The 26,194-nt window shown below is 70.4% G+C and carries 25 protein-coding genes; 6 read left to right on the top strand and 19 right to left on the bottom strand.

Features of this window, described 5'->3' with window-relative positions:
• Positions 1–6 precede the first annotated feature (6 nt).
• The 3 genes from GTZ93_RS14020 to GTZ93_RS14030 all read left to right on the top strand — a co-directional run bounded on the left by GTZ93_RS14020 (position 7) and on the right by GTZ93_RS14030 (position 4,834).
• On the top strand, positions 7–1,482 hold the full coding sequence (locus GTZ93_RS14020; RefSeq protein WP_167548061.1) for a pentapeptide repeat-containing protein: 1,476 nt from the start codon (positions 7–9) through the stop codon (positions 1,480–1,482).
• A gap of 276 nt (positions 1,483–1,758) precedes the next feature.
• Positions 1,759–3,186, top strand: coding sequence for a DUF3943 domain-containing protein (locus GTZ93_RS14025; protein ID WP_257979066.1), 1,428 nt, complete (start codon positions 1,759–1,761; stop codon positions 3,184–3,186).
• A gap of 70 nt (positions 3,187–3,256) precedes the next feature.
• Positions 3,257–4,834 (top strand): DUF3943 domain-containing protein, encoded by a 1,578-nt coding sequence (locus GTZ93_RS14030; protein ID WP_161662814.1) that lies wholly within the window; start codon positions 3,257–3,259, stop codon positions 4,832–4,834.
• Positions 4,835–4,847: 13 nt separating this feature from the next.
• Here the strand turns inward: GTZ93_RS14030 and GTZ93_RS14035 are convergent, their stop codons facing one another.
• The 4 genes from GTZ93_RS14035 to GTZ93_RS14050 all read right to left on the bottom strand — a co-directional run bounded on the left by GTZ93_RS14035 (position 4,848) and on the right by GTZ93_RS14050 (position 8,522).
• A complete protein-coding gene (locus GTZ93_RS14035) occupies positions 4,848–5,462 on the bottom strand; it encodes an MOSC domain-containing protein (RefSeq protein WP_121760566.1) in 615 nt (204 codons plus the stop codon).
• A 36-nt stretch (positions 5,463–5,498) separates the two neighbouring features.
• The gene (locus GTZ93_RS14040) at positions 5,499–6,473 is read right to left on the bottom strand and encodes an MBL fold metallo-hydrolase (RefSeq protein WP_139921557.1); all 975 of its coding nucleotides are present in this window, start codon (positions 6,471–6,473) and stop codon (positions 5,499–5,501) included.
• Positions 6,474–6,536: 63 nt separating this feature from the next.
• Positions 6,537–7,457 (bottom strand): DMT family transporter, encoded by a 921-nt coding sequence (locus tag GTZ93_RS14045; protein ID WP_257979414.1) that lies wholly within the window; start codon positions 7,455–7,457, stop codon positions 6,537–6,539.
• 87 nt (positions 7,458–7,544) lie between these two features.
• Positions 7,545–8,522 carry a GNAT family N-acetyltransferase gene (locus tag GTZ93_RS14050; protein WP_180946147.1) on the bottom strand — a complete coding sequence of 326 codons (978 nt, stop codon included), beginning with the start codon at positions 8,520–8,522 and terminating at the stop codon, positions 7,545–7,547.
• A 113-nt stretch (positions 8,523–8,635) separates the two neighbouring features.
• Between GTZ93_RS14050 and GTZ93_RS14055 the strand changes: the two genes are divergently transcribed.
• The gene (locus GTZ93_RS14055) at positions 8,636–9,193 is read left to right on the top strand and encodes a cytochrome c oxidase assembly factor Coa1 family protein (RefSeq protein WP_139921561.1); all 558 of its coding nucleotides are present in this window, start codon (positions 8,636–8,638) and stop codon (positions 9,191–9,193) included.
• A 91-nt stretch (positions 9,194–9,284) separates the two neighbouring features.
• Here GTZ93_RS14055 and GTZ93_RS14060 read toward each other — a convergent pair whose 3' ends face one another.
• The 4 genes from GTZ93_RS14060 to fsa form a co-directional block, all read right to left on the bottom strand.
• Positions 9,285–10,250 (bottom strand): electron transfer flavoprotein subunit alpha/FixB family protein, encoded by a 966-nt coding sequence (locus GTZ93_RS14060; protein WP_139921563.1) that lies wholly within the window; start codon positions 10,248–10,250, stop codon positions 9,285–9,287.
• 41 nt (positions 10,251–10,291) lie between these two features.
• A complete protein-coding gene (locus GTZ93_RS14065) occupies positions 10,292–11,089 on the bottom strand; it encodes an electron transfer flavoprotein subunit beta/FixA family protein (RefSeq protein ID WP_139921565.1) in 798 nt (265 codons plus the stop codon).
• A 132-nt stretch (positions 11,090–11,221) separates the two neighbouring features.
• Complete coding sequence (locus GTZ93_RS14070; protein ID WP_128799014.1) at positions 11,222–12,358, bottom strand: acyl-CoA dehydrogenase family protein; 1,137 nt, start codon at positions 12,356–12,358, stop codon at positions 11,222–11,224.
• Between the two features lie 148 nt (positions 12,359–12,506).
• Complete coding sequence (gene fsa, locus GTZ93_RS14075; RefSeq protein WP_014399257.1) at positions 12,507–13,172, bottom strand: fructose-6-phosphate aldolase; 666 nt, start codon at positions 13,170–13,172, stop codon at positions 12,507–12,509.
• 136 nt (positions 13,173–13,308) lie between these two features.
• Between fsa and GTZ93_RS14080 the strand changes: the two genes are divergently transcribed.
• Complete coding sequence (locus GTZ93_RS14080) at positions 13,309–14,382, top strand: KpsF/GutQ family sugar-phosphate isomerase (protein ID WP_120577275.1); 1,074 nt, start codon at positions 13,309–13,311, stop codon at positions 14,380–14,382.
• Here GTZ93_RS14080 and GTZ93_RS14085 read toward each other — a convergent pair whose 3' ends face one another.
• The 9 genes from GTZ93_RS14085 to mutM form a co-directional block, all read right to left on the bottom strand.
• Positions 14,383–15,747, bottom strand: coding sequence for a tetratricopeptide repeat protein (locus GTZ93_RS14085; RefSeq protein WP_161662815.1), 1,365 nt, complete (start codon positions 15,745–15,747; stop codon positions 14,383–14,385). It abuts the gene before it with no gap.
• Positions 15,744–16,283 (bottom strand): 2-amino-4-hydroxy-6-hydroxymethyldihydropteridine diphosphokinase, encoded by a 540-nt coding sequence (folK, locus tag GTZ93_RS14090; protein ID WP_120577273.1) that lies wholly within the window; start codon positions 16,281–16,283, stop codon positions 15,744–15,746. The genes GTZ93_RS14085 and folK overlap by 4 nt, the downstream gene beginning before the upstream one ends.
• Entirely contained in the window at positions 16,280–17,047 is a 768-nt protein-coding gene (locus GTZ93_RS14095; protein ID WP_120599242.1) for a fumarylacetoacetate hydrolase family protein, read from the bottom strand. The genes folK and GTZ93_RS14095 overlap by 4 nt, the downstream gene beginning before the upstream one ends.
• Positions 17,044–17,862, bottom strand: coding sequence for a 4-hydroxy-tetrahydrodipicolinate reductase (gene dapB, locus GTZ93_RS14100; protein WP_120599241.1), 819 nt, complete (start codon positions 17,860–17,862; stop codon positions 17,044–17,046). The genes GTZ93_RS14095 and dapB overlap by 4 nt, the downstream gene beginning before the upstream one ends.
• A gap of 14 nt (positions 17,863–17,876) precedes the next feature.
• Positions 17,877–18,764: a 4-hydroxy-tetrahydrodipicolinate synthase gene (gene dapA, locus GTZ93_RS14105; protein WP_139917968.1), complete on the bottom strand. Its 888-nt coding sequence runs from the start codon at positions 18,762–18,764 to the stop codon at positions 17,877–17,879.
• A 16-nt stretch (positions 18,765–18,780) separates the two neighbouring features.
• Complete coding sequence (gene lysA, locus GTZ93_RS14110; protein ID WP_139917969.1) at positions 18,781–20,022, bottom strand: diaminopimelate decarboxylase; 1,242 nt, start codon at positions 20,020–20,022, stop codon at positions 18,781–18,783.
• On the bottom strand, positions 20,019–20,234 hold the full coding sequence (locus GTZ93_RS14115) for a hypothetical protein (RefSeq protein WP_120577268.1): 216 nt from the start codon (positions 20,232–20,234) through the stop codon (positions 20,019–20,021). Before GTZ93_RS14115 ends, lysA begins: the two co-directional genes overlap by 4 nt.
• Before the next feature lie 3 nt (positions 20,235–20,237).
• Positions 20,238–22,106: a TIGR04551 family protein gene (locus GTZ93_RS14120; protein ID WP_257979144.1), complete on the bottom strand. Its 1,869-nt coding sequence runs from the start codon at positions 22,104–22,106 to the stop codon at positions 20,238–20,240.
• A 79-nt stretch (positions 22,107–22,185) separates the two neighbouring features.
• Positions 22,186–23,088, bottom strand: a complete 903-nt coding sequence (gene mutM, locus GTZ93_RS14125) for a bifunctional DNA-formamidopyrimidine glycosylase/DNA-(apurinic or apyrimidinic site) lyase (RefSeq protein WP_139917973.1) — start codon at positions 23,086–23,088, stop codon at positions 22,186–22,188.
• Between the two features lie 146 nt (positions 23,089–23,234).
• Here mutM and GTZ93_RS14130 point away from each other — a divergent pair, with 146 nt between their 5' ends.
• Positions 23,235–24,059 carry a M48 family metallopeptidase gene (locus GTZ93_RS14130; RefSeq protein ID WP_120577265.1) on the top strand — a complete coding sequence of 275 codons (825 nt, stop codon included), beginning with the start codon at positions 23,235–23,237 and terminating at the stop codon, positions 24,057–24,059.
• Positions 24,060–24,086: 27 nt separating this feature from the next.
• Here GTZ93_RS14130 and GTZ93_RS14135 read toward each other — a convergent pair whose 3' ends face one another.
• Together GTZ93_RS14135 and GTZ93_RS14140 are read right to left on the bottom strand one after the other, a co-directional pair.
• Positions 24,087–25,136: a YihY/virulence factor BrkB family protein gene (locus GTZ93_RS14135; protein WP_139917975.1), complete on the bottom strand. Its 1,050-nt coding sequence runs from the start codon at positions 25,134–25,136 to the stop codon at positions 24,087–24,089.
• Between the two features lie 118 nt (positions 25,137–25,254).
• Complete coding sequence (locus tag GTZ93_RS14140) at positions 25,255–26,157, bottom strand: MTAP family purine nucleoside phosphorylase (protein WP_126934688.1); 903 nt, start codon at positions 26,155–26,157, stop codon at positions 25,255–25,257.
• Positions 26,158–26,194 lie beyond the last annotated feature (37 nt).

Below are 26,194 nucleotides of genomic sequence, written 5' to 3' on the forward strand. Positions count from 1 at the left end.
CGGTCCATGCCGAAAGCCCCAACTATCGAGAAGCTGCTGCAGAACGGTTCCGCCGAATGGAACAAGCTGCGCAAATCCGGCCAGGCGCCCACCGGCCAGACGGGCGCCACGTTCACGCAGCTGTTCTCCGCCAACGCCGACCTCTCCGGACTGGAGCTGGTGGGCTCCGAGTGGGAGCGCTGTGACCTGTCGAAGATGAACTTCCGGGACACGGACCTCACCAACGCCTACTTCCACGGGGGCCGCCTCCAGGACTGCGACTTCCGGGGCGCCAACCTGGAAGGCTGTGTCTTCGAGAAGCTCAAGCTCCTGCGCTGTGACTTCACGGGCGCCAAGGGTCTGGAAGACCTGGAGATGGACGACGTGGACATGGACCGCGTGACGGGCCTGGACGGCGAGGAAGCCCCGCCGCCGCCGCCCCCGCCGGTCCAGGGCATCACGGCGTTCACCCGTGAGCAGCGCGAGAAGATGCTCGGCCAGTCGCACCTGGGCGGCGCGATGGACGGCGCGGCTTCCCCGCACCCGGACGAGCTGCCCCCGTTCCGGCCGCAGGATCCGCCGGGCTCGCTCTTCTTCCGCGCCCTCAAGCGCGTGGGCGCGCCCCCGCTCTGGGTGCTGGACGTGCCGGGCCTGCGTCCGCTGCTGCCGCAGCGGCTGCCGCCGGGCAGCTCCCTGGAGACCTTGTACCGCGAGGCGGTGAAGACGCGGCTGGAGAACAAGAAGCCCGCGGCGGACCCCGGCGCGGTGGAGCGCGCGCAGAAGGCGCTGCGCATGGGCGGCAAGGAGGCCAACGTCGCGGCGGTGTACCTGCGCGAGGTGGGCGTGCTGCCCCTGTTCCGCTTCGCCGCGGCGAAGCAGCTCAAGGCGGAGCTGCGCACCGAGGTGGAGGTGGACGACCTCACGGGCTCCGTGGATCCCCGCACCACGGGGGCGCTGCTGGAGCTGCGCCTGACGCACGAGGTGGTGGAGCACCTGCACGAGGTGCGTCGCCGGCTGGCGGCCGCGCAGCTGTACTCGTCGCTGCTGGAGGCGGGCTTCAACCCGGAGAACAACTGGGACGAGGCGCTGGAGTCGGCGGACGCGTCGCTGGAGCTGGCGAACGCGGCCACGGGCGAGGACCGGCAGACGCTGCTGGAGGGCTTCCAGGTGTTCGCGGCCCTGCCGGAAGAGGCGCGGCTGCGCCGCCTGGCGTACCTGGCGGAGTCCGTGACCAACCTGGAGCTGCTCAGCCGGCTGCCGGAGGGCATGGAGCCGCAGTGGCTGTCCGGCCCGGAAGTGCGCGAGTGCCACGAGCGCGAGATGACCTACGTGCAGTCGCTCAAGGCGCAGGACATCCCGGCCAAGGTGCCGGCGCTGGGCAAGGCGGAGCTGGGCGTGCCCGAGGGCGAGGTGCCCGAGGAGAGCGACGACGACCTGTTCGTGCACGTGCGGTGCGACGTGTGCGGCAAGGAGAAGCTCATCGTCCAGTCGCCGGAGGCGTAGTGCCCCACCTCCCGCGGCGCGGGAGCTGAAGCAGGAGAAGGCCCGGTCGGAGCGCCCCGCGCGCATCCCTCCGGGCCTTTTCATGTCGTGCGCCGCCTGTGTGCAGGAAGCCGTGCCTCTCTCATCCCCGGGGGAGGCGTTCATCCCGCGCCCGGCTCCCTACCTTCAGGGCACGCGGCGTGGCACCGCGAGCGAGGGTGCGGCGGGCGGGATATGGGGCGAGCCAGGCGCGGACGGGGGCACTGCGGAGAGGGAAGTCCGTGGCCTCTGGGTGGCGTGCTGTTCGCCTGCGGGCTGCTGCTGGGCGGGCCTGCCTTCGCCCAGGAGGAGCGGTGCGAGGACGCCCCTCCTCTTCCCGCTGACGCTCCCGCGCGGGCCGAGCCGCCCTCGCCGCCAGCGGATGCCCCGCTGAACGAGGAGACCGTCCGCGAGGACGCGTCCCGGAAGAAGTTCCACCCGTGGCTCGCGGTGGGGGAGATCACCGCCATCAACCTGTTTGTCTGGACGTGGGACCGGGTCCTCGCGAACAAGGACTGGGCGAAGGTGAGCCCGTCCACGTGGAAGGAGAACCTGACCACGGGCTTCGTCTGGGACGCGGACGGCTTCCTCACCAACCAGTTCGCGCACCCGTACCACGGCAGCCTCTACTACACGGCCGCGCGCGACAACGGCGTGCCCTACCTGGCCGCCCTGCCCTTCACGCTGTTTGGCAGCGCGCAGTGGGAGCTGTTCGCGGAGAACGAGTCGCCGTCCGCCAACGATCTCATCAACACGTCCGTGGGCGGCATGGCCATTGGCGAGGGGCTCTACCGGCTGTCCTCGCTGGTGCTCGACACGGAGTCCCGGGGCTTCGAGCGCTTCGTGCGCGAGCTCGTCGCCGCCGGCATGAGCCCCGTGCGCGGTTTCAACCGCGTGGTGCGCGGCGACGTGACGCGCCAGGAACCCACGCCCGCGGAGTGGCGGCCGCGCGAGCTGTCCATCTGGGGGGCCTTGGGCTACCTCAAGCTGGGCGACGGACAGCCGCTGATCTGGGGCGAGAACCAGTTCTTCCTCCAGCTCGACATGCGCTACGGCAACATGTACCGGGGCGACTTCCACCGCCCCTTCGACGCCTTCGACGCGCGGGTCCAGTTCACCACGGCGGAGAGCAGCCTCATCAGCCACTCGCGGCTCCAGGGGATGATCGCCAAATCGTCATTCTGGAAGACGGAGAAAGACGAGCTGCGCCTGGGCTTCCTCCAGCAGATCAGCCACGTGGACACGAACGCGTACGAACTGGGCGGACAGTCCCTGCAGCTGGGCCTGCTGCACGAGCGCCATTTCAACGAGCGCGCGAAGCTGAGGACCGCGCTGCTCGTGGACGGCAGCCTCCTCACCGGCATCTCCTCCGAGCACAGCGGCAAGGCGCACCGCAATTACGACTACGGCCCCGGCGTGGGCTTGAACCTCCAGCTCGCGTACATGCGCGGCGCCTGGGAGGTCGTCACGCTGGAGGCGAGCACCTCCCACGTCTTCGTGCTGGATGGCTCCGACGGTTCACACCAGGTGTTCACCGGCCAGCTCCAGGCGGACATCCCGGTGTTCAAGCACGTGGGGCTGGGCTCGGAGCTGAACTGGTTCCACCGACACAGCCGCTTCGACACCTACCCGGACGTGCTGAAGGACGCGTACCAGTTGCGCGTCTTCGTCTCCGTGCACTACTAGCCGTCGCCCTCGAGGGTGAGACCCGGGGGCGCTTTCCAACACCTGGCTGCTTACCTTCCGGAAGCGCGGCATGGGGCCGTGCGCGGAGGTGCGGGCGGACCGGATGGGGTACGGCGGGCGGGGGGCATGGCGCGGCGGACTCCGGGGGCCGTGGCTGCCGCGAGGCGTGGCGCTGGCGTGCGCCCTGCGCGCCTGCGTCGCCGCCGCGGACGGTTCGCCACAGGACATGGTGCGCTCCGTCCCGTCCAACGTCATGGCACTCTGCGCGGCGCGGCTATCGCCCGGCCAGGAGACCCGGTGGGAGCCCTGCACTCCCGTGGCCGAGGAGTACGCCGCATTGCCGGCGGATGCGCCCGTGAGGGAGGACGAGATCCGGGACAACCCCGGGCCCCACCCGTGGCTCGCGCTGGGTGAAGTGACGGCCATCAACCTGGTCGTCTGGACGTATGACCGCTACATCGCGAAAAAGGACTGGGCGTACATCTCCGCGGCCGTGTGGAAGGAGAACTTCCGCACCGGCTTCGTCTGGGACCAGGACGGCTTCTCCACCAACCAGTTCGCCCACCCGTATCACGGCAGCCTCTATTACACGGCCGCGCGCGACAACGGCCTGCCGTTCGCGGCCGCGGTGCCGCTCACCTTCCTGGGCAGCCTGCAGTGGGAGATGTTCGCGGAGAACGAGCCCCCATCCGCCAATGATCTCATCAACACGACCGTGGGCGGCGTGGCCATGGGCGAGGCCCTCTACCGGCTGTCCTCGCTGGTGCTGGACACGGAGGCCCAGGGCCGCGGGCGCTTCGTCCGCGAGCTGACCGCCGGCGCCATCAGCCCTGTGCGCGGCATCAACCGCGTGGTGCGCGGCGACGTTTCGTACCATGGCCCCTCACCGACGGAGTGGTGGCCGGACGACATCGCGGGCTGGGCCTCGCTGGGCTACCTCAAGCTGGGTGACGGCAAGTCCCTGGCCTGGGGCGAGGATCAGTTCTTCATCCAGGGCGCCCTGCGCTACGGCGACATGTACCGGGGCGACTTCCACCGCCCCTTCGACGCCTTCGACGCGCGCGTCCAGTTCACCACCCGGGAGACCAGCCTCGTCACCAACGCGCGGCTGCAGGGCCTGCTCGTGAAGTCCACGCTCTGGAGCGCCGAGCGCGACGAGCTGCGCCTGGGCCTGCTCCAGCAGCTCGGCTACACGGACACGCTCGCATATGAAGTGGGCGGCCAGTCCCTGGACCTGGGCCTGCTGCACGAGCACCGGTTCCTCAACCGCTCCCGGCTGAGGACCGCGCTGCTCGTGGACGGCAGCCTCCTCACCGGCGTCACCTCCGAGCACACCGACAGCGAGGGCAACGAGGGCCGCGACTACGACTACGGCCCCGGCCTGGGCTTCCAGCTCCAGATGGCGTACCTGCGCGAGGACTGGGAGCTCGTCACGCTGGAGGCGGGCGCCTTGCACGTGCTGGTAGTGGACGGCTCGGGCGGCGCGCACCGGGTGCACCAGGCCCAGCTGCAGGTGGACCTCCCCGTGTACAAGAACCTGGGGATGGGCTCGCAGCTGAACTTCTTCCGGCGCCACAGCCGCTTCGACTCCTTCCCGACCGTGACGAAGGACACCTGGCAGCTGCGCATCTTCCTGTCCCTGCACTGAAGGCAGGGGACGCTCAGCCCACCGCCTCCGACGACGGCGCGGAGGGCAGCGAGTACGTCACCGGCGGCGGAAGCATCACGCGCACCTCGTCGCCCGCGCGGATGAGGCCCGGGCGCTCCACCCAGCCCACCAGCCCGCGCTTCTGCCACGCGGCCTTCACGAAGCGGCCCGCGAGACCCTTCATGTCCGGGTGGTGCGCCTCAATCACGCGGCCCGGACCCACGCAGGGCAGGTTCTCCCCTTCCATCACCAGTGTGGCCTCTTCCGGGAAGAACAACCGCGTCCCCGGCGGCAGGTGCGTCAGCCGGGGCACGCCCACGAGCTCCAGGTTCGCGCCCAGCCACGACGCCAGCACGTGCGGCACGCCCAGCGTGCGCGCCACCTCCACCATCTCCTCACGCGACACGATGGAGAGCTGCCGCGTGTTGCGGATGAGCGTGCCCTTGGGGAACCACGGCACCCGCACGTCCGCCTTGCGCGTGAGGCCCGCGTGCCGGTCTCCCTCGATGCCTTCGAAGGTGACCTTCAGCTCGGGGACCTCCCGGGTGACGAAGCGCTTGGGTTCAGCGTCCGTGCACAGCAGCACGTTGGCCAGGTGTCCGGTCAGCGAGGGAGCAGGAGTGGGCATATCGGGCGCCCGTTCCAACACGCGGCCGCGACAAAATCAAAACAGGGTCATCTGCTGCGGCTTGCCCAGCGGGCGGGCGTCCGTGCCCGCGTCGCGCAGCGCCTGCGCCAGCTCCTCCGCGAAGCCGTGGCAGGTGATGACGTCCCGCGCGCCGGTGTCCTTCACGTAGCGCATGAGGGACGGGAAGTCCGCGTGGTCCGACAGCGGAAAGGCCACGTCCGCGCCATAGCGCCGCGCGCCGCCGGGGTCCATGGCCCAGCCGGTGAGCACCGCCGTCGCCCGGGGCCAGTGCGGCGCCAGGGCCCCGCCCCGCGCCAGGTGCGGCGGGAAGAAGAGCACCTCGCCCGGCTCCACGCGGCCGTCGTAGCGGCGCAGGCTCTCGATGGGGACGCCCAGCTCCGCGTACAGCTCCGCGACTTCAAAGATGGACGGATGCGCCACCAGGTGGAAGCCGCGCAGGGCCAGCTGCTTCATCGCCTCCTGGCTCTTGCCCAGCGGATAGCCCAGCAGCACCGGCGTCACGCCCCGGTTCAGCTGCGCGCGCAGCCACGTCTCCACCTGCCCCAGCACCTCCGGGCGCGGCGGGAAGCGGTAGCGCGGATGACCGAAGGTGGACTCGATGACCAGTGTGTCGCAGGTCGCGACCTCCGTGGCCTCCGCGGTGAGCGACGGCGCGGTGTTGATGTCCCCCGTGTAGACGATGCGCTTGCCATCCGCGCGGGTGACGCGCAGCTGCGCGCTGCCCAGGATGTGGCCCGCGGGAAGCAGCTCCAACAGCAGCGGCCCCAGTTCGAACGGACGGCGGAACGGCACGGACAGCGGGGCCGCCACTGGCCCCAGCCGGTGGGCCATGAAGCGCAGCGTGGCCGCGGTGGCGATGGTGCTCTCGTGACGGGCGATGTGGTCCGAGTGCCCGTGGCTGACGAAGGACAGCGGCGACTTGCGCTTCGCGTCCAGCGACAGGGGCGTGCCCGTCAGGTGCAGGCCGTTGCGTCTCAGCTCCACGCTCATGGGATGGGCGCTGTCATAACGCGGCCCGGCCGCTCGTGCTCCTGCCAGGGCCGCGTCGGATGCTCAGGCGGCGGGCGTGCGGCCCCGTGCCCGCCATCCGTCCCACACCGCCGTGCCCAGCTCCGACGCGAAGACGCCCACGACGATGAGCGCACCGCCCAGCCACTCCTTCGGGCCCAGCACCTCGCGGCCCACCGCCACGGAGTAGGCCGAGGCGAACACCGGCTCCAGCGCGAAGATGAGCGCCGCGCGCACCGCGCTGGTGCGCGCCTGGCCCCAGGTCTGCACCAGGATGGCCACCGCGCTCGCGAGCACGCCACACGCGAGCACCGCCCCCACGAGCGGCGGGGTCCACTCCAGCTTGCGCTCCACGAAGGGCAGGCACAGCGCGGACATCACCGCCACGCCGACCAGCTGCACGGACACCAGGCCCACGGCGTTGTCCTTCGTCGCGAAGCGCTCGGTGAGCAGGATGTGGCCCGCGTACGCTACCGCGCACCCGATGGAGAGCCAGTCCCCCAGGCGGAAGCCCCCCAGGTCCCCCGGCAGGGCCTCCTCGGTGGGCCGCGTCAGCCAGTACAGCCCCACCGCCGCCAGCACCACGCCCACGGCGGTGCCCCACCGGGGCAGCCGCTTGAGCAGCACCATGGACATCAGCGGAACGAAGAGGACGTTGAGGCCGGTGAGGAACGCCGCGCGCGACGGCGTGGTGTCCGTCAGCCCCACCGTCTGGAGCACGAAGCACAGGAACAGCACCACGCCCAGGAGCAGTCCCTTGGAGAGGATGCCGGGCGCGAACATCCGCCCGCGCGCGATGAGCGCCATCACGGCCGCGCCCACCACGAAGCGCAGGGTGAGGAAGGTGAAGGGGTCCGCGAACGCGAGCGCGTCCTTCACGACCACGAACGTCAGGCCCCAGAAGACGGTGAGGAGCACCAGCGCTCCGTCCGCCTTCCACTGCGCACCCTCACGCCCTTCAGACACCGGCTCCACCCTTCCCTGCCCACGGCATGAAGCAGGACGCCCTGCCGTTTGGCCCAGCCACCGGAGAAGCGCAACCCCCGTGGGGCGTCAGGCGGGAAGCGGGCGCACCAGCACGACCAGTCGCTTGCTCCCCCCGGCCGCGTCCCACTGCTGGTTCGTGGCGACGGTCAGCGCGTCCGGCGCGGGACGGAACCCCAGGCCGGAGAAGGTCCGCAGGGAGGCGGTGTTGTCCTCGTCGATGTCCGCGTGGAGCCGGTCCGCGCCCTGCCGGTGGATCTCCTCCACCAGGCACCGCACCAGCGCGGTGGCCACGCCCATGCGCCGCACCTTGGGGGACACCACCAGCGAGCGCACCCAGAAGCCATCCAGGGACAGCCCCTCCTGGTGGTAGTCGTCCGCCCAGGCGAAGCCGAGCAGGTGCCCCTGGGCATCGAAGGCGCCCGCCGCCGCGCCCACGCGCCTGTCTTGCGGCAGGCCCCAGCGGTCGCGCAGCTGCCGGCGCAGGAAGGTGCCGGACACCACCAGCCGCTCCGTGGCGAAGGCGAGCAGCGGGTCCAGGTCGTCCGGGCGCACCAGCCGGATTTCGAGCGGGCCCACGAACTGGCGGCGCAGCGGCTTCGTCCAACCGGAGAACAGGTCGCGCAGGTGGCGGAACACCGCCCGGGACGCGGGCTGCGTCCACACCCCGGACAGGGTGCGCTGCAGGAGGAACAGCGCCGGACGCGTGGGCCGGGGCAGCCGCATCACCCACCGCCCGCGCTTGAGCGCGACGATGCGCCCCACCAGCTCCCCGCCCGCCACGTCGGTGCCGCCCAAGAGCGACTCCGTCACCCAGGGATCCGTGGAGAGCACCACTTGCGCGGCCAGCCGGGGCCCGTGCCGCACCAGCGCCACGTCTCCGCGCGCCAGCCGCTCCGGCCCGCAGCGCAACAGCCGCACCGCGTCCCCACTGCGCAACAGCGGGTAGAGACACCGCCCCATGCCGCGCACCCACAGCCGGTGGCCGAAGGGCAGCGCCGCAAGCAGGTCCGCGAGCTCGGCCGTCGAGACGCCACCAGAGGGCATGACACCCACTCTGTCATGAAGGCGCCCCCGAAACCCGTCCCCGGTGCAGGCCCCACCCCCGCTTCGTCCGGAACCGGCTATGACACGGCCCCAGGTCCAGGCCAGGAGGGCCCATGCCGCCGACGATGCCCGAGGGTGACTACGCACCCGTGCCCCGCCAGGGGTGGTGGAGCCGCAACTGGAAGTGGGCGGTGCCCGTGGGCTGTCTGGGGATGTTGGGCTCGTGCTTCTGCCTCGCGGCCATCGCCGTGGGCTGGGGCTATTCGTCGTTCAAGGACATGGGCGCGTACACGGACGCCATCGCGGAGGCCCAGGAGGATCCGCACGTGCAGCAGGCCCTGGGCGGCACCTTCAAGCCCGGCTTCCCCAGCAACACCCAGGTGAGCACCCGCAACGGCCGCACCCACGCGGAGTTCACCGTCCCGCTGGACGGCCCCAAGGCGGACGGCAACCTCCACGCCGTGGCCGACAAGAACGGCGAGGCGTGGATCTTCCGCACCCTCTACGTGCAGGTGGAGGACGGACAGCGCATCGACCTGCTCGACACGGGCGAGCCCTCCGCCGAGCCGCCGGAGCCGGAGGTGCCCCACGAGCTGGAGCCGGAAGACGCCGAGCCGTCGGAGCCGCCCGCGCAGAAGAAGCCCGGCAAGGACACCGACATCGAGCTGTAGGGCTCCGTCGGAAATGACGAAGGGCGCGCCCCGGGATGTCCCGGTGACGCGCCCCACGGTGTCACGGCCCGCCGTCAGACGGCGGTGCGGACTACTTCAGCTTCTGGATGCCTTCGCGCAGCGCGGGCAGGACCTTGAAGAGGTCGTCCACGAGGCCGTAGTCGGCCACCTGGAAGATGGGCGCCTCCGGATCCTTGTTGATGGCGACGATGGTCTTCGAGGACTTCATGCCGGCCAGGTGCTGGATGGCGCCGCTGATGCCCGCGGCGATGTACAGCTTCGGCGCGACGACCTTGCCCGTCTGACCGACCTGCAGGTCGTTGGGAACCCAACCCGCGTCGCACACCGCGCGGGACGCGCCCACCGCGGCGCCCAGCAGGTCCGCCAGCGCTTCGACTTCCTTGAAGTCGCCCTTGGTGCCGCGGCCACCGGACACCACCACGCTGGCCTCGGTCAGCTCCGGACGGGCGCTCTTCACCTCGTTGAAGGACACGAACTTCGTCTTGGAGGCCTCCAGCTTCGGCTGGAAGGACTTCACCTCCGCGGACGCGCCCGCGCCGGCGACCACCGAGAACTCCGTGGCGCGGATGCTGATGACCTGCACCGGCGTGTTGAGCTTCACCTCGGCGAACACGTTGCCGGCCCACATGGGACGGGTGAACGTGATGTCCGCGCCACCGCCGTTGATGGCGGTGATGTCGGTGGCCATGGCGGCCTTCAGCCGGGCGGCGACGCGCGGCAGCAGGTCCTTGCCCTGCGCCGTGGAGGCCGCGCCCACGAAGGTGGCCTTCAGCTCCTGCGCCAGCCCGGCGATGACGGGGGCGTAGACCTCCGCGAGGTAGTGCTCGAACTCAGGAGCGGCGGCGGTGTGGATGGCCTTGGCGCCGGAGCCCTTGAGCTCCTCCGCCAGCTTGGACGGGTCCTTGGACAACAGGACGAGGTGCAGCTCGGCGCCGGCCTTGTCGGCCAGCTGCTTGCCCGCGGCGATGGCGTTCAGGGAGGCCTTGCGCAGGTTCCCGTCCGGCTGCTGCTCGGCGACGATGAGGACGATGGACATGGTGTCTGTCTCCGGAATCGTTGGAAGGGTTGGGAGCGCGGTCAGACGACCTTCGCCTCGTTGTGCAGCTTCTCCACCAGGGTGGCCACGTCCGGCACCTTGATGCCCGCCTTGCGCGCCGGAGGCGACGCCAGCTTGAGCACCTGGATCTTCGGGGTCACGTCCACGCCCAGCTTCTCCGGCGTCAGCTCCTCGATGGGCTTGCTCTTCGCCTTCATGATACCCGGGAGGCTGGCGTAGCGCGGCTGGTTCAGGCGCAGGTCCGTGGTGACGATGGCGGGCAGCTGGACCTCCAGGGTCGCGAGCCCGTTGTCCACTTCACGCACCACCTGGACGCTCTTCTTGTCCGCGGTCAGCTTCACCGCCGGCGCCTTGGCCTTCTCCTCCGCGCTCTCCAGCGACTCCACCTTGGAGGCGAACGTGGCCTGGCCCCAGCCCAGGAACTCGGCCAGGTACTGGCCCACCTGGTTCTGGTCGTCGTCGATGGACTGCTTGCCCAGGAGGACGACGTCCGGCTTCTGCAGCTCCACGACCTTCTGGAGCAGACCGGCGATGCCCAGCTGATCCAGCGGGCCCGTGTGGTTCACCCACACGGCCTTGTGCGCGCCCATGGCCAGCGCGTGGCGCAGCTGCTCCTGCACTTCCTTGGGCCCGATGGAGACGACCACCACCTCGCCGCCATGGGCCGCGGCCAGGCGCAGGCCCTCTTCCACGCCGATTTCATCGAAGGGGTTGATCTTGTACTTCAACCCCTCCTTCACGATGTCCGAGCCGTCCGGCTTCACCTTGATCTTCGACTCGGGATCTTCCACGCGCTTGGCGGTGACGAGAATCTTCACGGCGGGCTCTCCTCAGTGGGGAGTGTTTGGAAATCGGGGCGGCTTGACGCGTCGCGCATCAGGGCCGGAGTAATAGACATCCGCACACGGCGGCGGCAACGGGAAAGCCCCGCCGGGCACAGTTTTGCTTTTCTACCTGAACAGTTCCTTCGCGATGACCAGGCGCTGCACCTGGCTCGTGCCCTCGTAGACCTGGATGAGCTTGGCGTCGCGCATCAGCTTCTCCACGGGGTATTCCTTCATGTAGCCGTAGCCGCCGAACACCTGCACGGCGTCCGTGGCGACCTTCATGGCCATGTCCGCGGCGAAGCACTTCGCATAGCTGGACTGGAGGGTGTTGCGCTGTCCTTCATCCAGCACCTGCGCGCTCTCGTAGGTGAGCAGGCGCGCGGCGTGGGTGTTCATGGCCATCTCCGCCAGCATGAACTGGACGGCCTGGTGCTCGCGGATGGGCTTGCCCATCGTCTGGCGCTGCGCGGAGTACTCCAGCGAGTGCTCCAGCGCCGCGCGGGCGATGCCAATGGAGATGCTCGCGGTGAGCGGGCGGCTGTTGTCCAGCGTGGCCATGGCGATCTTGAAGCCCTCGCCCTCCTCGCCGATGCGGTTGGCCACCGGGACACGCACCTCGTCGAACGTGACGGTGGTGGTGTTGCTGGCGCGCTGGCCCATCTTGTTCTCGTGCTTGCCGGTGGTCAGGCCCTGCGGACGGCCCTCCACGACGAAGCAGGTGATGCCCTTGTGCTTCTTGCCCTTGTCCAGCGTGGCGAACACGGTGAACTGATCCGCGTAGCCGGCGTTGGTGATGAAGCACTTGCTGCCGTTGAGGACGTACTCGTCACCCTCGCGGCGCGCGGTGGTGCCCATGGCCGCCACGTCCGAACCCGCGGCGGGCTCCGTGAGACAGAAGCAGCTGAGCTTGAGCTTCTCCCCAAAGGGGGCCAGCAGGCGCTTCTTCTGGTCGTCCGTGCCGTGGAGGATGATGGGCAGGTTGGCCAGGTCGTTGGCGATGAGGGACGTGGCCACGCCCGCGCAGCCCCACGCCAGCTCCTCGCACACGATGACCTGCTCCAGGTGCGTCAGGCCCACGCCGTTGTACTCGGACGGGATGGCCATGTTGAGCAGACCCAGCTCGAAGGCCGCGGAGATGAGGTCCTTGGGGAAGTCGGAGGTCTCGTCGTAGTGCGGGGCCTTGGGGCGCACCACGTCACGGGCGTACTTGCGCGCGGCGTCCTGCAAGGCGCGCTGGGACTCGCTGAGCTGGAAATCCATGGGGCGTGCTCCGGGAGGGTTGATTCAAATATCAATCCGCTCCTCCTGCCATACCGCTCCCGCCGTCCAGGCGCCAGCCCCCGCGAGGGTCCCCCCGTCGTTCCAGGGACACCGGAACGGCGAGGGGGAGGCTCGGAAGCCCGGGTGGCTACTTCCCGGCGGGCTTGCCCTGCTTGGGGACCTTCTCCCAGTCCGCGAGGAACTTCTGGATGCCCGCGTCGGTGAGGGGGTGGTTCGCCAGCTGGGTGATGACGTTGTAGGGCAGCGTGGCCACGTCCGCGCCCAGGCGCGCGGCCTGGAGGACGTGGACGGGGTTGCGCACGCTGGCCACCAGCACCTGCGTGGTGAAGTCGTAGTTCTGGTAGATCTCCAGGATGTGGGCGATGAGCTCCATGCCGTCCTGGGAGATGTCATCCAGCCGGCCCACGAAGGGCGACACGTACGTGGCGCCGGCCTTGGCGCACAGCAGGGCCTGGTTGGCGGAGAAGCAGAGGGTGACGTTGGTGCGGATGCCGTCGGCGGTGAGCGCCTTGACGGCCTTCATGCCCTCCACGCCCATGGGAATCTTCACCACGACGTTGTCGTGGATCTTCGCCAGGCCCTGGCCTTCCTTGATGAGCTCCGGGGCCGTCAGCGACACGCACTCGGCGCTGATGGGACCGTCCACGATGGAGCAGATCTCCCGGATGGTCTCTTCCAGGTTGCGGCCGACCTTGGCCAGCAGTGACGGGTTGGTGGTGACGCCGTCCACGCAGCCCATTTCGTGGGCCTTGCGGATTTCGCCGACGTCCGCGCTGTCGATGAAGAACTTCATGCCGTCCCCTCGGTTTCCGGTGGTGAAGAAGGTTTCCCCGGCCACGGGCGGCCGGGCGGGCAGGCCGTAGCCCAGGCCCCCCCATGCGTCAAGGATGGCCGCCCACGGCGTGGCGGAGTAGAGGTAGCGCCCATCCATGGCCCGCGCTCCCCGCTCCACCGCCAAGAAGCCCAAACTGCGTGCCCTCCCCGGCCGCGCGCCGTCCCCTGCGCCCGTCAATCCTCGGGCCCGGGACGCGGATGACGAGGCCGCGCTCACGTACGCGCGCGGCGTGCTGGAGGCGGAGGCCCGCGCGATCCTGGGCGTCACGGACCGGCTGGGGGACGCGTTCCTGCGCGCGCTGAAGCTGGTGCGCGACTGCCCGGGCCAGGTGGTGGTGACGGGCATGGGGAAGGCGGGCCACATCGGCCAGAAGCTGTCCTCCACGCTGGCGTCCACCGGCATCCGCTCCGTGTTCCTCCACCCCGCGGAGGCCGTGCACGGAGACCTGGGCCGCGTGGGCGCGGGCGACGTCATCCTCGCGCTGTCCAACAGCGGCAGCACGGAGGAACTGCTGCGCCTGTTGCCCCTCTTCAAGCGCATGGGCACGCCGGTGGTGGCGCTCACCGGGGACGCGGACAGCCCGCTCGCGAAGGGCGCGGAGGTGGTGCTGGACATCGGCCGGATTGAAGAAGCCTGCCCCATGGGGCTGGTGCCCACCGCGTCCACGGCCGCGCTGCACGCCGTGGGCGACGCGCTGGCGATGACGCTGTTGCGCTCGCGCCCCTTCGGGCGGGACGACTACGCGCTGCTGCACCCGGGCGGAAAGCTGGGGCGCTCCGTGCTGCGCGTCTTCGAGCTGATGCGCACGGGCCCCGCGAACCCGCTGGTGCTGGACACCGCGCGGCTGTCCCAGGCGGTGGTGGTGATGACCAACACGCCGGGCCGGCCGGGCGCCGCGTGCGTGGTGGACCGCGACGGGAAGCTGGAGGGCATCTTCACGGACGGAGACCTGCGCCGGCTGGTGGAGCGGGGCCACACGGACTTCGAGGTGCCGGTGCGGCAGGTGATGGGCAAGCGCCCGCGCTGCATCACCCCGGACACGCTGGTGCTCACCGCCGCCACGCAGATGCGCGAGCTGAGGGTGGACCAGCTGCCCGTGGTGGACGTCGAGGGCCGCGCGGTGGGCCTGCTCGACGTCCAGGATCTGCTGGCGGCGAAGTTCGTCTAGCTACTGCGACAGCTTCGCCTGCAGCGCGGCCTTGTTGGGGTAGTTGGGCACGTCCTGGGCCAGCTTCTCCCAGAGGGCCTTGGCGCCCTTCGCGTCGCCCTTGGCGAGCAGCGTGTCGCCCAGCTTCTCCACCGCGCCCGCGTCGGACTCCAGCGCCACGCTCCACACGCGCGCGCCCATGGGACGGCCCAGGCCCACCAGCGCCCAGGCCATGCCCGCCTTGGCGCGGCCGTTCTCCGGCTGGAAGGGCACCACGCGGGTGTAGTTGGCCAGGGCCTCCTGGTAGCGGCCGCGCGCCAGGTGCTCCTCGCCTTCATCCACCAGCTTGGTGAGGCCCGCCTCCAGCTCCGGCGTGCGCTCGGTGTTCTTCACCGCGTCCACCATCTCCGGCGACAGCGGGCGCGGCGCGTCCGACGGCATCGCGGCGGCCTGCGCGGTGGACTGGGACAGGCGCACCTTGCGGTCCGCGGCGCGCGACGCGAGCCACTTCTTCCGGCCGCCGGCCTTCACCGTCTCCTCGATGCGCACGCTCAGCTCGCGGGCCATGGCCGCGCGCTGGGATTCCGGGTGCGACGTCACCAGCGCGTCGAAGCCCTCGCGCGCGGACTTGAGCGCCTGGAGGTCCTCGCCCTTCGTCTCGAAGAGCAGCGACGAGTGGGCATAGAGCGCTTCTTCGTGGCGGGGCGCCACCTCCAGCACCCGCGCGTACGCCTTCAGCGCGTTGGCGCTGTCACCGCTCAGGTACAGCGCGTTGCCGCGCAGCACGTCCACGTCCAGCGCGGGCACCAGCGCGGCCAGGGCGCACGCGGCGGCGCCGGCGGCGTCCCCGGACTTCGCGCGGGCCTGCGCCACGGCCGCCATGGAGTCCAGCGCCTGGCCCGGCGTGAAGCCGCAGTTGGCGGCCTCCGGGGTGGGGATGGCGGCATTGCCCAGCTTCTTGCGGGACGCGAGGAACAGCGCGCGCGCGCCGTCCGCCTTGGCCTGCGCCTGGCCCAGGTAGGACAGCGCCTCCGCGTTGCGGCCGTTCATGTAGTAGAGCTTGCCCAGCGACGAGGCGATCTCGAAGGTCTTCTCCCGCTCGCGCAGGCCTTCGGACGAGTCGAGCTGCTTCATCAGCTCCTCGGCGGAGGGCGGCAGCTTGTTCGTGTCCACCGTGGGGTGGCCCGACGGCAGCGGCGTGCCCGGCGCCACGGGGGAGCCCGCGGGCATCGTGGGGTGGCCGGCGGGCAATGCGCCGTTGGGGGCGGCGCCCATGCCGGTAGGCGACGCCTGGGTGCCGGGCGGAATCGTGGGGTGGCCGGGAGGCAGGGAGGTGGGCTCGGCCGCGAGCAGCGCGGTCGTGGCCAGGACGAGGGACAGGCTCATAGTTCGTGGACGGGGAAACGGGCGCCCATGTCGGGCCAGAAGAGGGCCTCGCGCTTGCGGACGTCCTGGGGGGCGAGCTTCGCGAGCAGTTCCTGCACCGTCACGCCCAGCACCGGGTGGCGGGCGTCGGGGGCCAGCTCCGCCAGGGGCTCCAGCGCGAAGCGGCGCTTGTGCAGTTCAAGGTGGGGCACCTGGAGGTTCGCGTCCGCGACGACGGAGTGGTCCTCTTCGTCCCACAGGAGGATGTCCAGGTCGATGGTGCGCGGGCCCCAGCGCTGCATCCGGCGGCGGCCCAGGTCCTGCTCAATCCGCTGGAGGATGCACAGCAGGCGCTGCGGCGTCAGGTCGCACTCCAGCGCCACCACGGCGTTGAGGAAGCGCGGCTGCGCGGGCCCCACCGGGGCCGAGTCATAGAGGGAGGAACAGCCCAGCACCGACACCGCGTCGATGCACGACATCGCGGCAAGGGCGGCCACGAGGTGGGACTCGCGGTCGCCCTCGTTGGAACCCAGTCCTACATAGACGGTAGCGCTCAAGGCTCCATCTCAACCGGGTTCACCAGGGTTCCGATTCCCTCCAGCTCCACCTCCACCGTGTCCCCGGCCTTGAGCGCGCCCACGCCGGACGGAGTGCCCGTGCTCACCAGGTCGCCGGGCAGCAGCGTCATGATGTGGGAGATGAAGGAGACCAGGCGGGCGGGGCTGAACACCATGTCGGACGTGCGGCCATCCTGGCGCACCTGTCCGTTCACCCGGCACACCACCCGCAGGTCCGCGGGGGACAGGCCCGTCACGGCCCAGGGGCCCGCGCAGGCGAAGGTGTCGTAGCCCTTGGCGCGGGTGTGCTGGATTTCCTTGCGCTGGATGTCGCGCGCGGTGACGTCGTTGAAGCAGGTGAGGCCCCAGATGGCGCGCGCGGCGGTGGCCTCGTCGGCGTTCTTCAGGCGCTCACTGATGACGAGCGCCAGCTCCGCTTCGTAGTGCACTTCCTGGCTCGCCTTGGGGAGGCGGATGGGCGCACCCGGGCCGTTGAGCGCGGTGGAGGGCTTGGTGAAGATGAGCGGCTCCGTGGGGATGGGCTTGCCCATCTCCTCCGCGTGCTTGCGGTAGTTCTGGCCGATGCAGACGACCTTCGACGCGTCCGACGGCGTGAGCAGCGTGAGGCCCTTGAGCGAACGGCGCAGGCCGGTCTCCTTGCCGCCGGCCCACGGCGCGGCGGTGAGCACCACCACCTCGTTGCCGTCGACGCGGCCGTAGCTGGCACGGCCCTCGACCTGGAAGCGGCAGTAACGGGCGGTCATGTCTTCCCCTGGAGGCCGAGCACGTCGGCCATGTCATAGAGTCCCGGAGCGCGGCCCGCCACCCAGCGCGCGGCCCTCAGCGCCCCTTGCGCGAACTGATCACGGTTCGTCGCGCGGTGGGTGAGCTCGATGCGCTCGCCCTCGCCGAAAAAGTAGACCGTGTGCTCGCCCACGACGTCCCCGCCGCGCAGCGCCTGCACGCCAATCTCACCCGGCGGGCGGGCGCCCGTCTGCCCCTCGCGCGCGAAGGTGAGGTCGTCCTTCGTGCGGCCCAGCGCGTCCATCAGCACCTCCGCCAGCTTGAGCGCGGTGCCGCTGGGCGCGTCCTTCTTCATGCGGTGGTGCGCCTCCAGCACCTCCACGTCGAACGACGGGCCCAGCACGCGCGCCAGCTCCGCCGCCATGCGGATGACCAGGTTCACGCCCACGGACATGTTGGGCGCCGCGACAATGGGAATCCGCTTCGCGTGCGCTTCCAGCTGCGCGCGCCCTTCCGGCGTGAAGCCCGTGGTGCCCACCACCAGCGCCACGCCGCGCTCGGCGCAGATGCGCGCGTGCTGCAGCGTGGCCTCCGGGCCGGTGAAGTCCACGACGACGTCCGCCTTCGCGCCGTCCAGCGCGCGGCCCAGGTCGTCGTGCGCAATCACGTCCAGCGGCGCGCCCAGCCGGGCCACGAGCCCCGCGTCCTGACCGGAGAGGGGGCTGCCCGGGCGCACCGTGGCGCCCACCACCGGAAGGTCGCTGGCGGCCTTCGCCAGGCGCACCAGCGTGCTGCCCATGCGGCCGGAGATGCCGGTGATGACGGTGCGGGTCATGGCGCGCTTTCCCTTCAAGCCTTCAGCAGGCCCAGCCCGGACAGCTCGGCCTTCAACTTCGCGGCGTTCGCCTCGCCCATGGGCACGAGCGGCAGCCGGACTTCCGGGCCGAACATGCCCATCAGGTGCAGCGCCCACTTCACCGGGATGGGGTTGGACTCCACGAAGAGCAGCCGGTGCAGTGCGTTCATCCGCACCTGGAGGCCGCGCGCCTTCGCGATGTCGTTGCTCCGCGCCGCCGCCACCAGGTCCGCCATCATGCGGGGCGCGACGTTGGAGGACACGGAGATGACGCCCTTGCCGCCGCACGCGATGAAGGGCAGCACCGTGAAGTCGTCGCCGGACAGGAAGGTCATCCGGTCGCCGCACTTCTCCACCAGGTCCACCGCGCGGATGAGGTTGCCCGTGGCCTCCTTCAGCGCCACGACCTCCGGGATGTCACACAGCTGGAGCACCGTCTCCGGCAGCAGGTCCACGCCCGTGCGGCCCGGCACGTTGTAGGCGATGAGCGGGAAGCCCGGGTGCGCCTTCGCGATGGCGCGGTAGTGCTCCACCAGGCCCGCCTGCGTGGGCTTGTTGTAGTAGGGCGTGACGATGAGCGCGCCGTCGGCGCCCACCTCGCGCGCGCGGCGCACGGAATCAATGGTTTCACGCGTGCTGTTGCTGCCCGCGCCCGCCACCACCGGCACGCGGCCCTTCACCTCGTCCACGACGACGGCGATGGCGCGCGCGCGCTCGTCCGCGTCCATCGTCACGGCTTCGCCGGTGGTGCCCATGGGCAGCAGCACGTTCGTGCCGCCGTCCAGTTGGAAGCGCACCAGGGCCCGGAAGGCCCCCTCGTCCAGCGCGCCGTCGAGGAACGGAGTCGCCAGCGCCGTCATGGAGCCTTCGAAGGTCTTCATTCCGGCGCTTATACGTTCAGGCCCGCTCACCGCGCCAGAGGTCCTCGACGCGCTCGCGCTCCCGTACGACACGCCAGGCCGCTCCGTCCACCAGCACCTCCGCCGGCCGGGGCCGCGAGTTGTAGGTGGAAGCCATGCTCATCCCGTAAGCCCCGGCGCTCATGAAGGCGTACAGGTCGTCCTGGCGGGGCAGCACCAGGGGGCGCGCCCGCGCGAGCACGTCCGTGGACTCACACACCGGCCCCACGACGTCCACCTCCACGTCCCGGCCGCGGCGCTTCACCACCGGCTGCAGGTCGTGGTGCGCTTCGTAGAGGGCCGGGCGCATCAGGTCGTTCATGCCCGCGTCGACGACGACGAAGGTCCGCGCCTCCGTGGGCTTGCGGTACAGCACGCGCGTGAGCAGCACGCCCGCGTTGCCCACGAGCGCCCGCCCCGGCTCCAGGAGCAGCGTGGCCCCGGTGGCCTCCGTCGCGTTCAGCACCGTGCGCGCGTACTCCTGGGGGCTGGGCGGCGTCTCATCCGAATAGGTGATGCCCAGCCCACCGCCCACGTCCAGGTACTCCAGCGCGTGGCCCCGGTCCTTGAGCGTGACGTAGAGGTCCGCCACCTTGGTGAGGGCAGCCTTCATGGGGGCGGTGCGCGTGAGCTGCGAGCCGATGTGGCAGTCCAGCCCCAGCGCCTTCAGCCCCTTCATCTTCTTCGCCTTCGCGTAGAGGGCGACCGCCTCCTCGAAGGGCACACCGAACTTGGACGTCTTCAGGCCGGTGGAGATGTAGCGGTGCGTGCGCGCGTCCACGTCCGGGTTCACGCGCAGGGCGAACGGCGCGCGCTTGCCCAGCTTGCGCCCCACGGCATCCAGCGCCTCCAGCTCCTCCGCGCTCTCCACGTTGAAGAGCAGGAGGCCCTGGGACAGCGCCTGGGCCATCTCGTCCGGCGTCTTGCCCACGCCCGCGAACACCGTCCTGCCCGGCTCGCCGCTGGCCTGCTTCACGCGCGCCAGCTCGCCGCCGGACACGATGTCGAAGCCGCTGCCCAGCCTGGCGAAGAGGCCCAGGATGGCCAGGTTGGAGTTGGCCTTCACCGAGTAGCAGATGAGGTGCTTCTGCCCCTGGAACGCCTCCGTCACCGCCTGGAAGCGCTCCGTGAGCGCGGCGGTGGAGTAGACGTACGTGGGGGTGCCGACCGCGTCCGCGATGGCGGGCAGCGGCACCTTCTCGGCGTGCAGCACGCCCTTCTGGTGGTGGAAGAAGCTCACTCGGGCAGCCCGGCGTCCACGGTGGACGGAGGCACCGTGGGGCCGGAGGGCTCCACGGGTCCGCGTGGCGATTGCTGCGCGGGAATCGTCTCCGCCGTGGGCGCGGGCAGCGGCGCCGGCCGGGGCGCGCGGGGGCTGCCCTTGATGCCGCACGCCACCAGCGCGAACGTCAGGCTGGCGGCGGCGAACAGCCGCGGGAGGGAGGAGCGCATGGGCTAGAACCGGATGGCCAGCATGCCGCGGATGGCGTGCGCGGTGCTGAGCTCCTGGCCCGGCAGGTTCAGGTCCTTGAGGCCGTCCAGCGGGAAGAGGATGCCGTAGTCGATGCCCGCCACGAAGCCGTCCTCGGTGATGTAGCGCGCGCCGATGTCCGCCTCCAGGCCCAGGCTCTTGCTGATGTAGGACGGCGTCGACTCCGCGTAGAACGCCTGCGAGTAGATGACGCTGCCGTAGACGTCGAAGCCCTCCGCGATGGAGTACTTGAGGCCCGGCTTCACGTAGAACGCGTCCGTGACGCCATTGAGGATGGACCGCCACAGGATGACGTCCACGCGGTAGTCGCGGTTGAAGCGGAAGTTGCGGATGGCGTTGTCGCTGCAGCCACCGTTGTCGCAGCTGTACTGACGGCCCTCCACGTCGCCCGGCGCGGTGTTGCCATCCGAGCCCGAGCCCTGGCGGCCCGGGTAGTTGCCGAAGCCCGGCGCCCTGTCACCGGAGGCGAAGCCCATCTCGATGCCCAGGTGCAGCTTGTTCTCGATGACGTGGAACTCCGACTGGAGCACGCCGCCGAACTGCGCGATGCGCAGCGACTGGGTGGTGGGGTCGTTGGCCGTGAGGGCGCGCCCGTCGATGGAGCCCAGCTGCGCGGCGAACTCGGCCTCGACGCGGAACTTCTTCTCCTCGTACTTGAACCACAGGTCCGGGATGTAGAGCGTGCCGCCGCGCGGGACGAACGCCGGCGTGGTGACGGTGATCGGGTTGGAGGGGTTCGCCACGTCGAACGGGACGCCCGTCTCCGACAGGGTGGAGTACCGCTGCGTGCGGTAGGTGAAGTACAGGCCGTAGTTGAGGACGCCCTGGTTGTTGTCCAGCTTGGCCTTCTGCTGCTGCTCGGTGTCGCGCCGCGCGATGGCCAGCACCAGGCTGTGCGCGTCGTCGGACTGGGTGAGGTCCACCGGCTCGCCCAGGGTGTTGGCCTTCTCCGTGGACAGGCCCTCCGAGTTGAAGTCCAGCATGGGCGTCACGTACCAGCCGGCGAACGGCTCGGTGACGAACTGGATGCGGTCCACCGTGTCGCCGTAGTCGCAGTCCAGGCAGTTGCCGTCGTTGCGCAGCATGCCCAGGCCCCAGTGGCTGCCCATGCGGCCGAAGCGCAGGATGCCCACCGGCGTCGTCACCTCACCGTACGCGCGCCGCACGATGACGGAGTCCTTGAACGCGTTGACGGCGGAGTTGGACGGGGACTCGTTCTCGGAGAAGAGCGTGAAGTTGTTGCGCCCATCTCCGCTGTAGGCGCTGTCCGGGTTGGAGCCCAGGAGGACGTTGTCCAGCGCGTCCACCTGCGCCTTGATGCGCACGTCCTCGGAGACGTTGAAGGACGGGTCCAGGCGGAAGCGCATGTTGGCGCCCGCCTGGGTCTGCTCGGAGGCGGAGCGCGGCGAGCGCGTCCACAGCTGGCGGCCCAGGGGCGTGCCGGAGGGCAGAGCGGGCTTGCCCAGGTCGAACTTGTAGAAGAGCACGGGGCGGACGCGCAGGTAGCCGTCCAGCGTGAACAGCTCCAGCTTGCGCTTCTCCTCCGTCCACTCCTCCTGCCAGTCATTGTTGGCCACGGCCTGGGTGGCCGTCTGCGCGCGGATGTCCTCGCGCAGCTCCTGACGCGTGGCCTCCAGGCGCTGCTCCAACTCCTCGCGGCTGACGGAGCCCTCCGTGGTGGGGGCGGGGGAAACGGCGGCCGGAGCCGCGGGAGCCGCGGCGGGAGCCGACTCCTGGGGTGCCGAAGGCGTGGTGCCACCATCGGGCACCGGCGTCTGCGCGGTGGCCGTGGACGAGGCGACGAGCAGCGCCGCCAGCAGGACGTGAGACATGGTCAACGGTCTCCGGGGCCGCGACATGACGCGGCCGGGTGTAAAGGGCGGGCGATTCAAGCCATGCCCCCCTGGGGTGTCAACGTCTACGGGATCGGGGTTTCGGGCCGATGACGGCGGAAGCCGGCCCCTTCCCCGCCGCCGTCCCCTTCCGGGACGCGCGGACAGCAACCATGGAGAGCGGCTGACATTTCGGACAGAAATGCGTGGTGCGCCCACCCTGGGTGAAGGACTCCACCGTCGTTCCGCACTTCGAGCACGGCCCGTTCGCCCGTCCGTAGACGCGGAAGCGGTTCACGGAGCCCGCCTCCTCTAGATAGGTGATGTCCTCGCCCTCCTGCTCCTTGAAGGCGAAGTCGAACGCGGCGTGGATGGCCCTGGCCAGGTGCTTCCAGTCGTCAGGCGTGAGGGTGCCGGGCTTGCGCGCCGGGTGCAGCCCCGCGCGGAAGAGCGCCTCCGCGGCGTGGATGTTGCCCAGGCCCGCCACGCGGCCCTGGTCCATCAGCGCCACCTTCAAGTCCTGCTTGGAGTCCCCCACCGCCTCCTGGAGCTGGGGGCCGGTGAGCCCTTCCGTCAGGGGGTCTATCCCCAGGGCCTTCACCGAGGGCAGCTCCCACAACTCCTTCGCGGGCACGGGCTCCATGCGGCCAAAGAGGCGTGGATCACTGAAGTGGACCACGTGGCCGTCATCCAGGTGGAAGCGGGCGCGGCTGTGGGGGACGGGCTCGCCTTCCTTCCGGCGCACGAACTTGCCCGTCATGCCCAGGTGGGCCATCAGGCCGTGGCCGCCCTCCAGGCTGAGCAGCAGGTACTTCCCCTTGCGCTCCAGGGCGGTGACGCGTCCGGTGAGCCGGGTGAAGTGGGGCAGCTCCGCCCCCCGGAAGACGCGGGTGGGGTCCGCTTCCGCGCGCACGATGCGGTGGCCCTTGAACCAGCGCTCCAGGTTGCGCCGGGCGATCTCCACTTCCGGTAGTTCAGGCATCCAGGCGCCGGGGCATACCACCGGACTGTCTCCGGTGCATGTCCCCCGGTGGATGGCGCGCCGGGAAGGTGCTTGCCCGGAACGTGGCGGCACGGCTACGACGGGCCGCGAAGGCCTCCAACCCCCAAGAGAAGGACGACTCGCCCATGCAACGGATGGTCACCGCACTCCTGACCCTCACCCTGGCCTCGGGCCTCTCCACGGGCTGCGCCAAGCAGCGCGTGGGCGCGGAGAAGGCGATTGCCAGTGTCCTCATCTCCGACGAGCAGGAGAACCAGCTCGGCCTCCAGGTGAAGAAGGAGCTGGAGACGAAGGAGAACATCAAATACGTGGAGGACCCGCAGGTGCTGGAGTACGTCCGCGGCATCTCCGGGCCCATCCTCGCGCAGGCCAACAAGGACCGCTCCGGGGTGAAGTGGAAGGTCAACGTCATCAATGACCCGAAGACGGTCAACGCCTTCGCCACGCCGGGCGGCTTCCTCTACGTGTACACGGGCCTGCTGCTCGCGGCGGACACGGAGGCGGAGTTGGCGGGCGTGATGGCGCACGAGGCGGGCCACGTGGTGGGCCGTCACTCCGCGCGCGCCATGGTGAACGCCTACGGCCTGCAGGCCATCACCCAGGTGGCGCTGGGCCAGAACCCGGGCACGGCCGCGCAGATCGCCGCGCAGCTGGCGGGCGGCGGACTGCAGCTGGCGCACGGCCGCAGCGAGGAGACGGAAGCGGACGAGTACGGCGCGAAGTACTCCTCCGCCGCGGGCTTCGACCCCAACGGCCTCATCACCTTCTTCCAGAAGCTCCAGAAGGAGCAGGGCTCCACGCCGGGCGTGCTCAAGTGGCTGTCCACGCACCCCACCAACGAGGACCGCATCGCGCACCTGCGGAAGATCATCGCGCAGCAGGGCCTCAAGGGTGACCGCAACACCGCGGGCGGGCTGACGGCCATCCAGGCGAAGCTGCCCAAGCAGTAGTCACCCCTTCTCCGGTCCCCGGCGCTCTCAGTGCACGGACGGGTTGTCACTCCCGTCCTGCTCGAGCCCCGGGGGCTCCGGATCCTTGCCCTCCGCCACGCGGCGCTTGCGCTTGAACAGCGCGAGCCGCGTCTTCCGGGCGCTGGCGGCGCTCTTGGCCGCGCCGGGCGTCTTGAGGGGCGGCTCCAGGGGCGCGGGCTGGCCGAAGTCCCTCGCCCCCTTGGCCTTCCCCTGCGCGGAGGCGTGTTCGAGGATGGCGTTGAGTTCCCCTCCGAGGATGAAGATGAGCCCGGAGATGTAGAGCCACAGCAGCAGCACCACCACGCCACCGATGGAGCCGTAGGTGACGTCGTACTTGCCGAAGTGCTCCACGTACTGGGTGAAGCCCCAGGTGCTGCCCAGCCACGCCAGCGTGCCAAGCACGGAGCCCGGGGTGATGTACTTGAAGCGCTGCTTCACGTCCGGCAGCAGGTAGTAACAGAGCGACAGCATCAGCATCACCAGCGCCGCGGTGAAGGGCCAGCGCAGCCAGGACCAGACGAGGTGGAACTCGTCGATGAGCGCCAGCTTGTCCGCCACCCATGCCCCCACCTGCCCGCCCAACAGCAGGATGGCGAAGGACAGGGGAATCAGCAGGCCGCCCACCAGCGTGACCAGCAGCGCCAGGCCCTGCGTCTTCCAGTAGGGCCGGGACTCCGACACGTCGTAGGCCAGGTTGAGCGCCTTGCGCAGGGCATCCACGCCGCGTGACGCCGTCCACAGCGCCACGACGAGACCCACGGTGAGCAGCCTGGGGCGCGTCTCCCCGACGATGGAGGTCAGGTGCTGGCTCACCACGCCCAGCGCGTCGCCGGGCACCAGCGGGCGGATGCGCTCCATCATCGCGTCCACGGCGCCGGGCGCGAACGGCATGTACGCCACCAGAGTGACCAGGAAGAACAGGAAGGGGAACAGGGAGAAGATGAAGTAGTAGGACAGCTGCGCCGCCACGTCGGTGACGGTGTCCTCTTCAATCTCCTTCCAGAAGCGACGCGCGAACTCCCTCCACGTCAGGTACTTGAGCCGTGGCAGCCCCATGTGCTTCCCCCTCCGGGTCTGTGGGGAGCCAATGTGGGGTCGGTCCGGGCATTCGGCAGCAGGCAGGCGGCCGAGCGCTCACGGTCAGAGGCGCTGGCGACGTGCCGGGTGTTGAACGCTAGACGAGCCCGGAGGGCAGGTAGCGGCCCAGCAGCGGGCGCAGGCGGCTCTTCACGTCCGCGGGGATGCGGGTGCGGTCGGTGAAGATGGCCAGCGCGAGCGCGCTGGCGCAGCGGCAGGTGGTGGGCGTGCTCGCGATGCGGGGCAGCGCGCGGCGCAGGAGCGCGGCGCCGTGGGCGGTGACGGCGTCCAGCCGCTGGGTGAACTGCGGCAGGAGCGCTTCGGGCTCCTGGCCCACGGGCTGCGAGCGCCAGGAGTCGTGGTCGGTGGGCAGCGCGATGAGGGCGTAGTGCAGCTCCGCCTCGCGGGCGAGCCGCGCCTCCGGCATGGCGGTGAGCCCCACCAGGTCCCCGCCCCACGTGCGGTACAGCTGGCTCTCCGCCTGGGTGCTCAAGGAGGGGCCCTCGATGCAGACGTAGGTGGCGGAGGTGTGCACCTCCGTGTCGCTCGTCGTATCGCTCTTGGGGGCCGCGTCGATGAGCGTCTGGCGCAGGGTGGCGCAGAAGGGCTGGGCCAGCTCCACGTGCACGGCGACGTCGTCGTAGAACGTGCAGGGGCGGCGGTAGGTCCGGTCGATGACCTGATCCGGCAGGGCCAGGTGCAGCGGCTGGATGGAGTCACGCAGGCTGCCCACGGTGCCGGTGGCGAGGACGTGGGTGACGCCGAGCGTCTTCAGGGCGAAGAGGTTGGCGCGGTAGGGGGCGCGGGTGGCGTTGTGGACGTGACCCTGACCGTGGCGGAAGACGAAGAGGATGGGGACGCCGTCCAGCTCCGTGGCGATGAGTGGGGCGCTGTGGGGCCCGAAGGGCGTCTCCACGGAGAGGTGTTCGCCGCGCCCCTGGAGTCCCAGGGCCTGGTAGAGGGCCTGGCCCCCGATGATGCCCACCTTGACCGCCGCCATGCGTCTCCTCTCGCCCGGTCGCCGGGCGTAGGCCTGA

The organism is Corallococcus exiguus (genome assembly GCF_009909105.1).
GTDB lineage: Bacteria > Myxococcota > Myxococcia > Myxococcales > Myxococcaceae > Corallococcus > Corallococcus exiguus.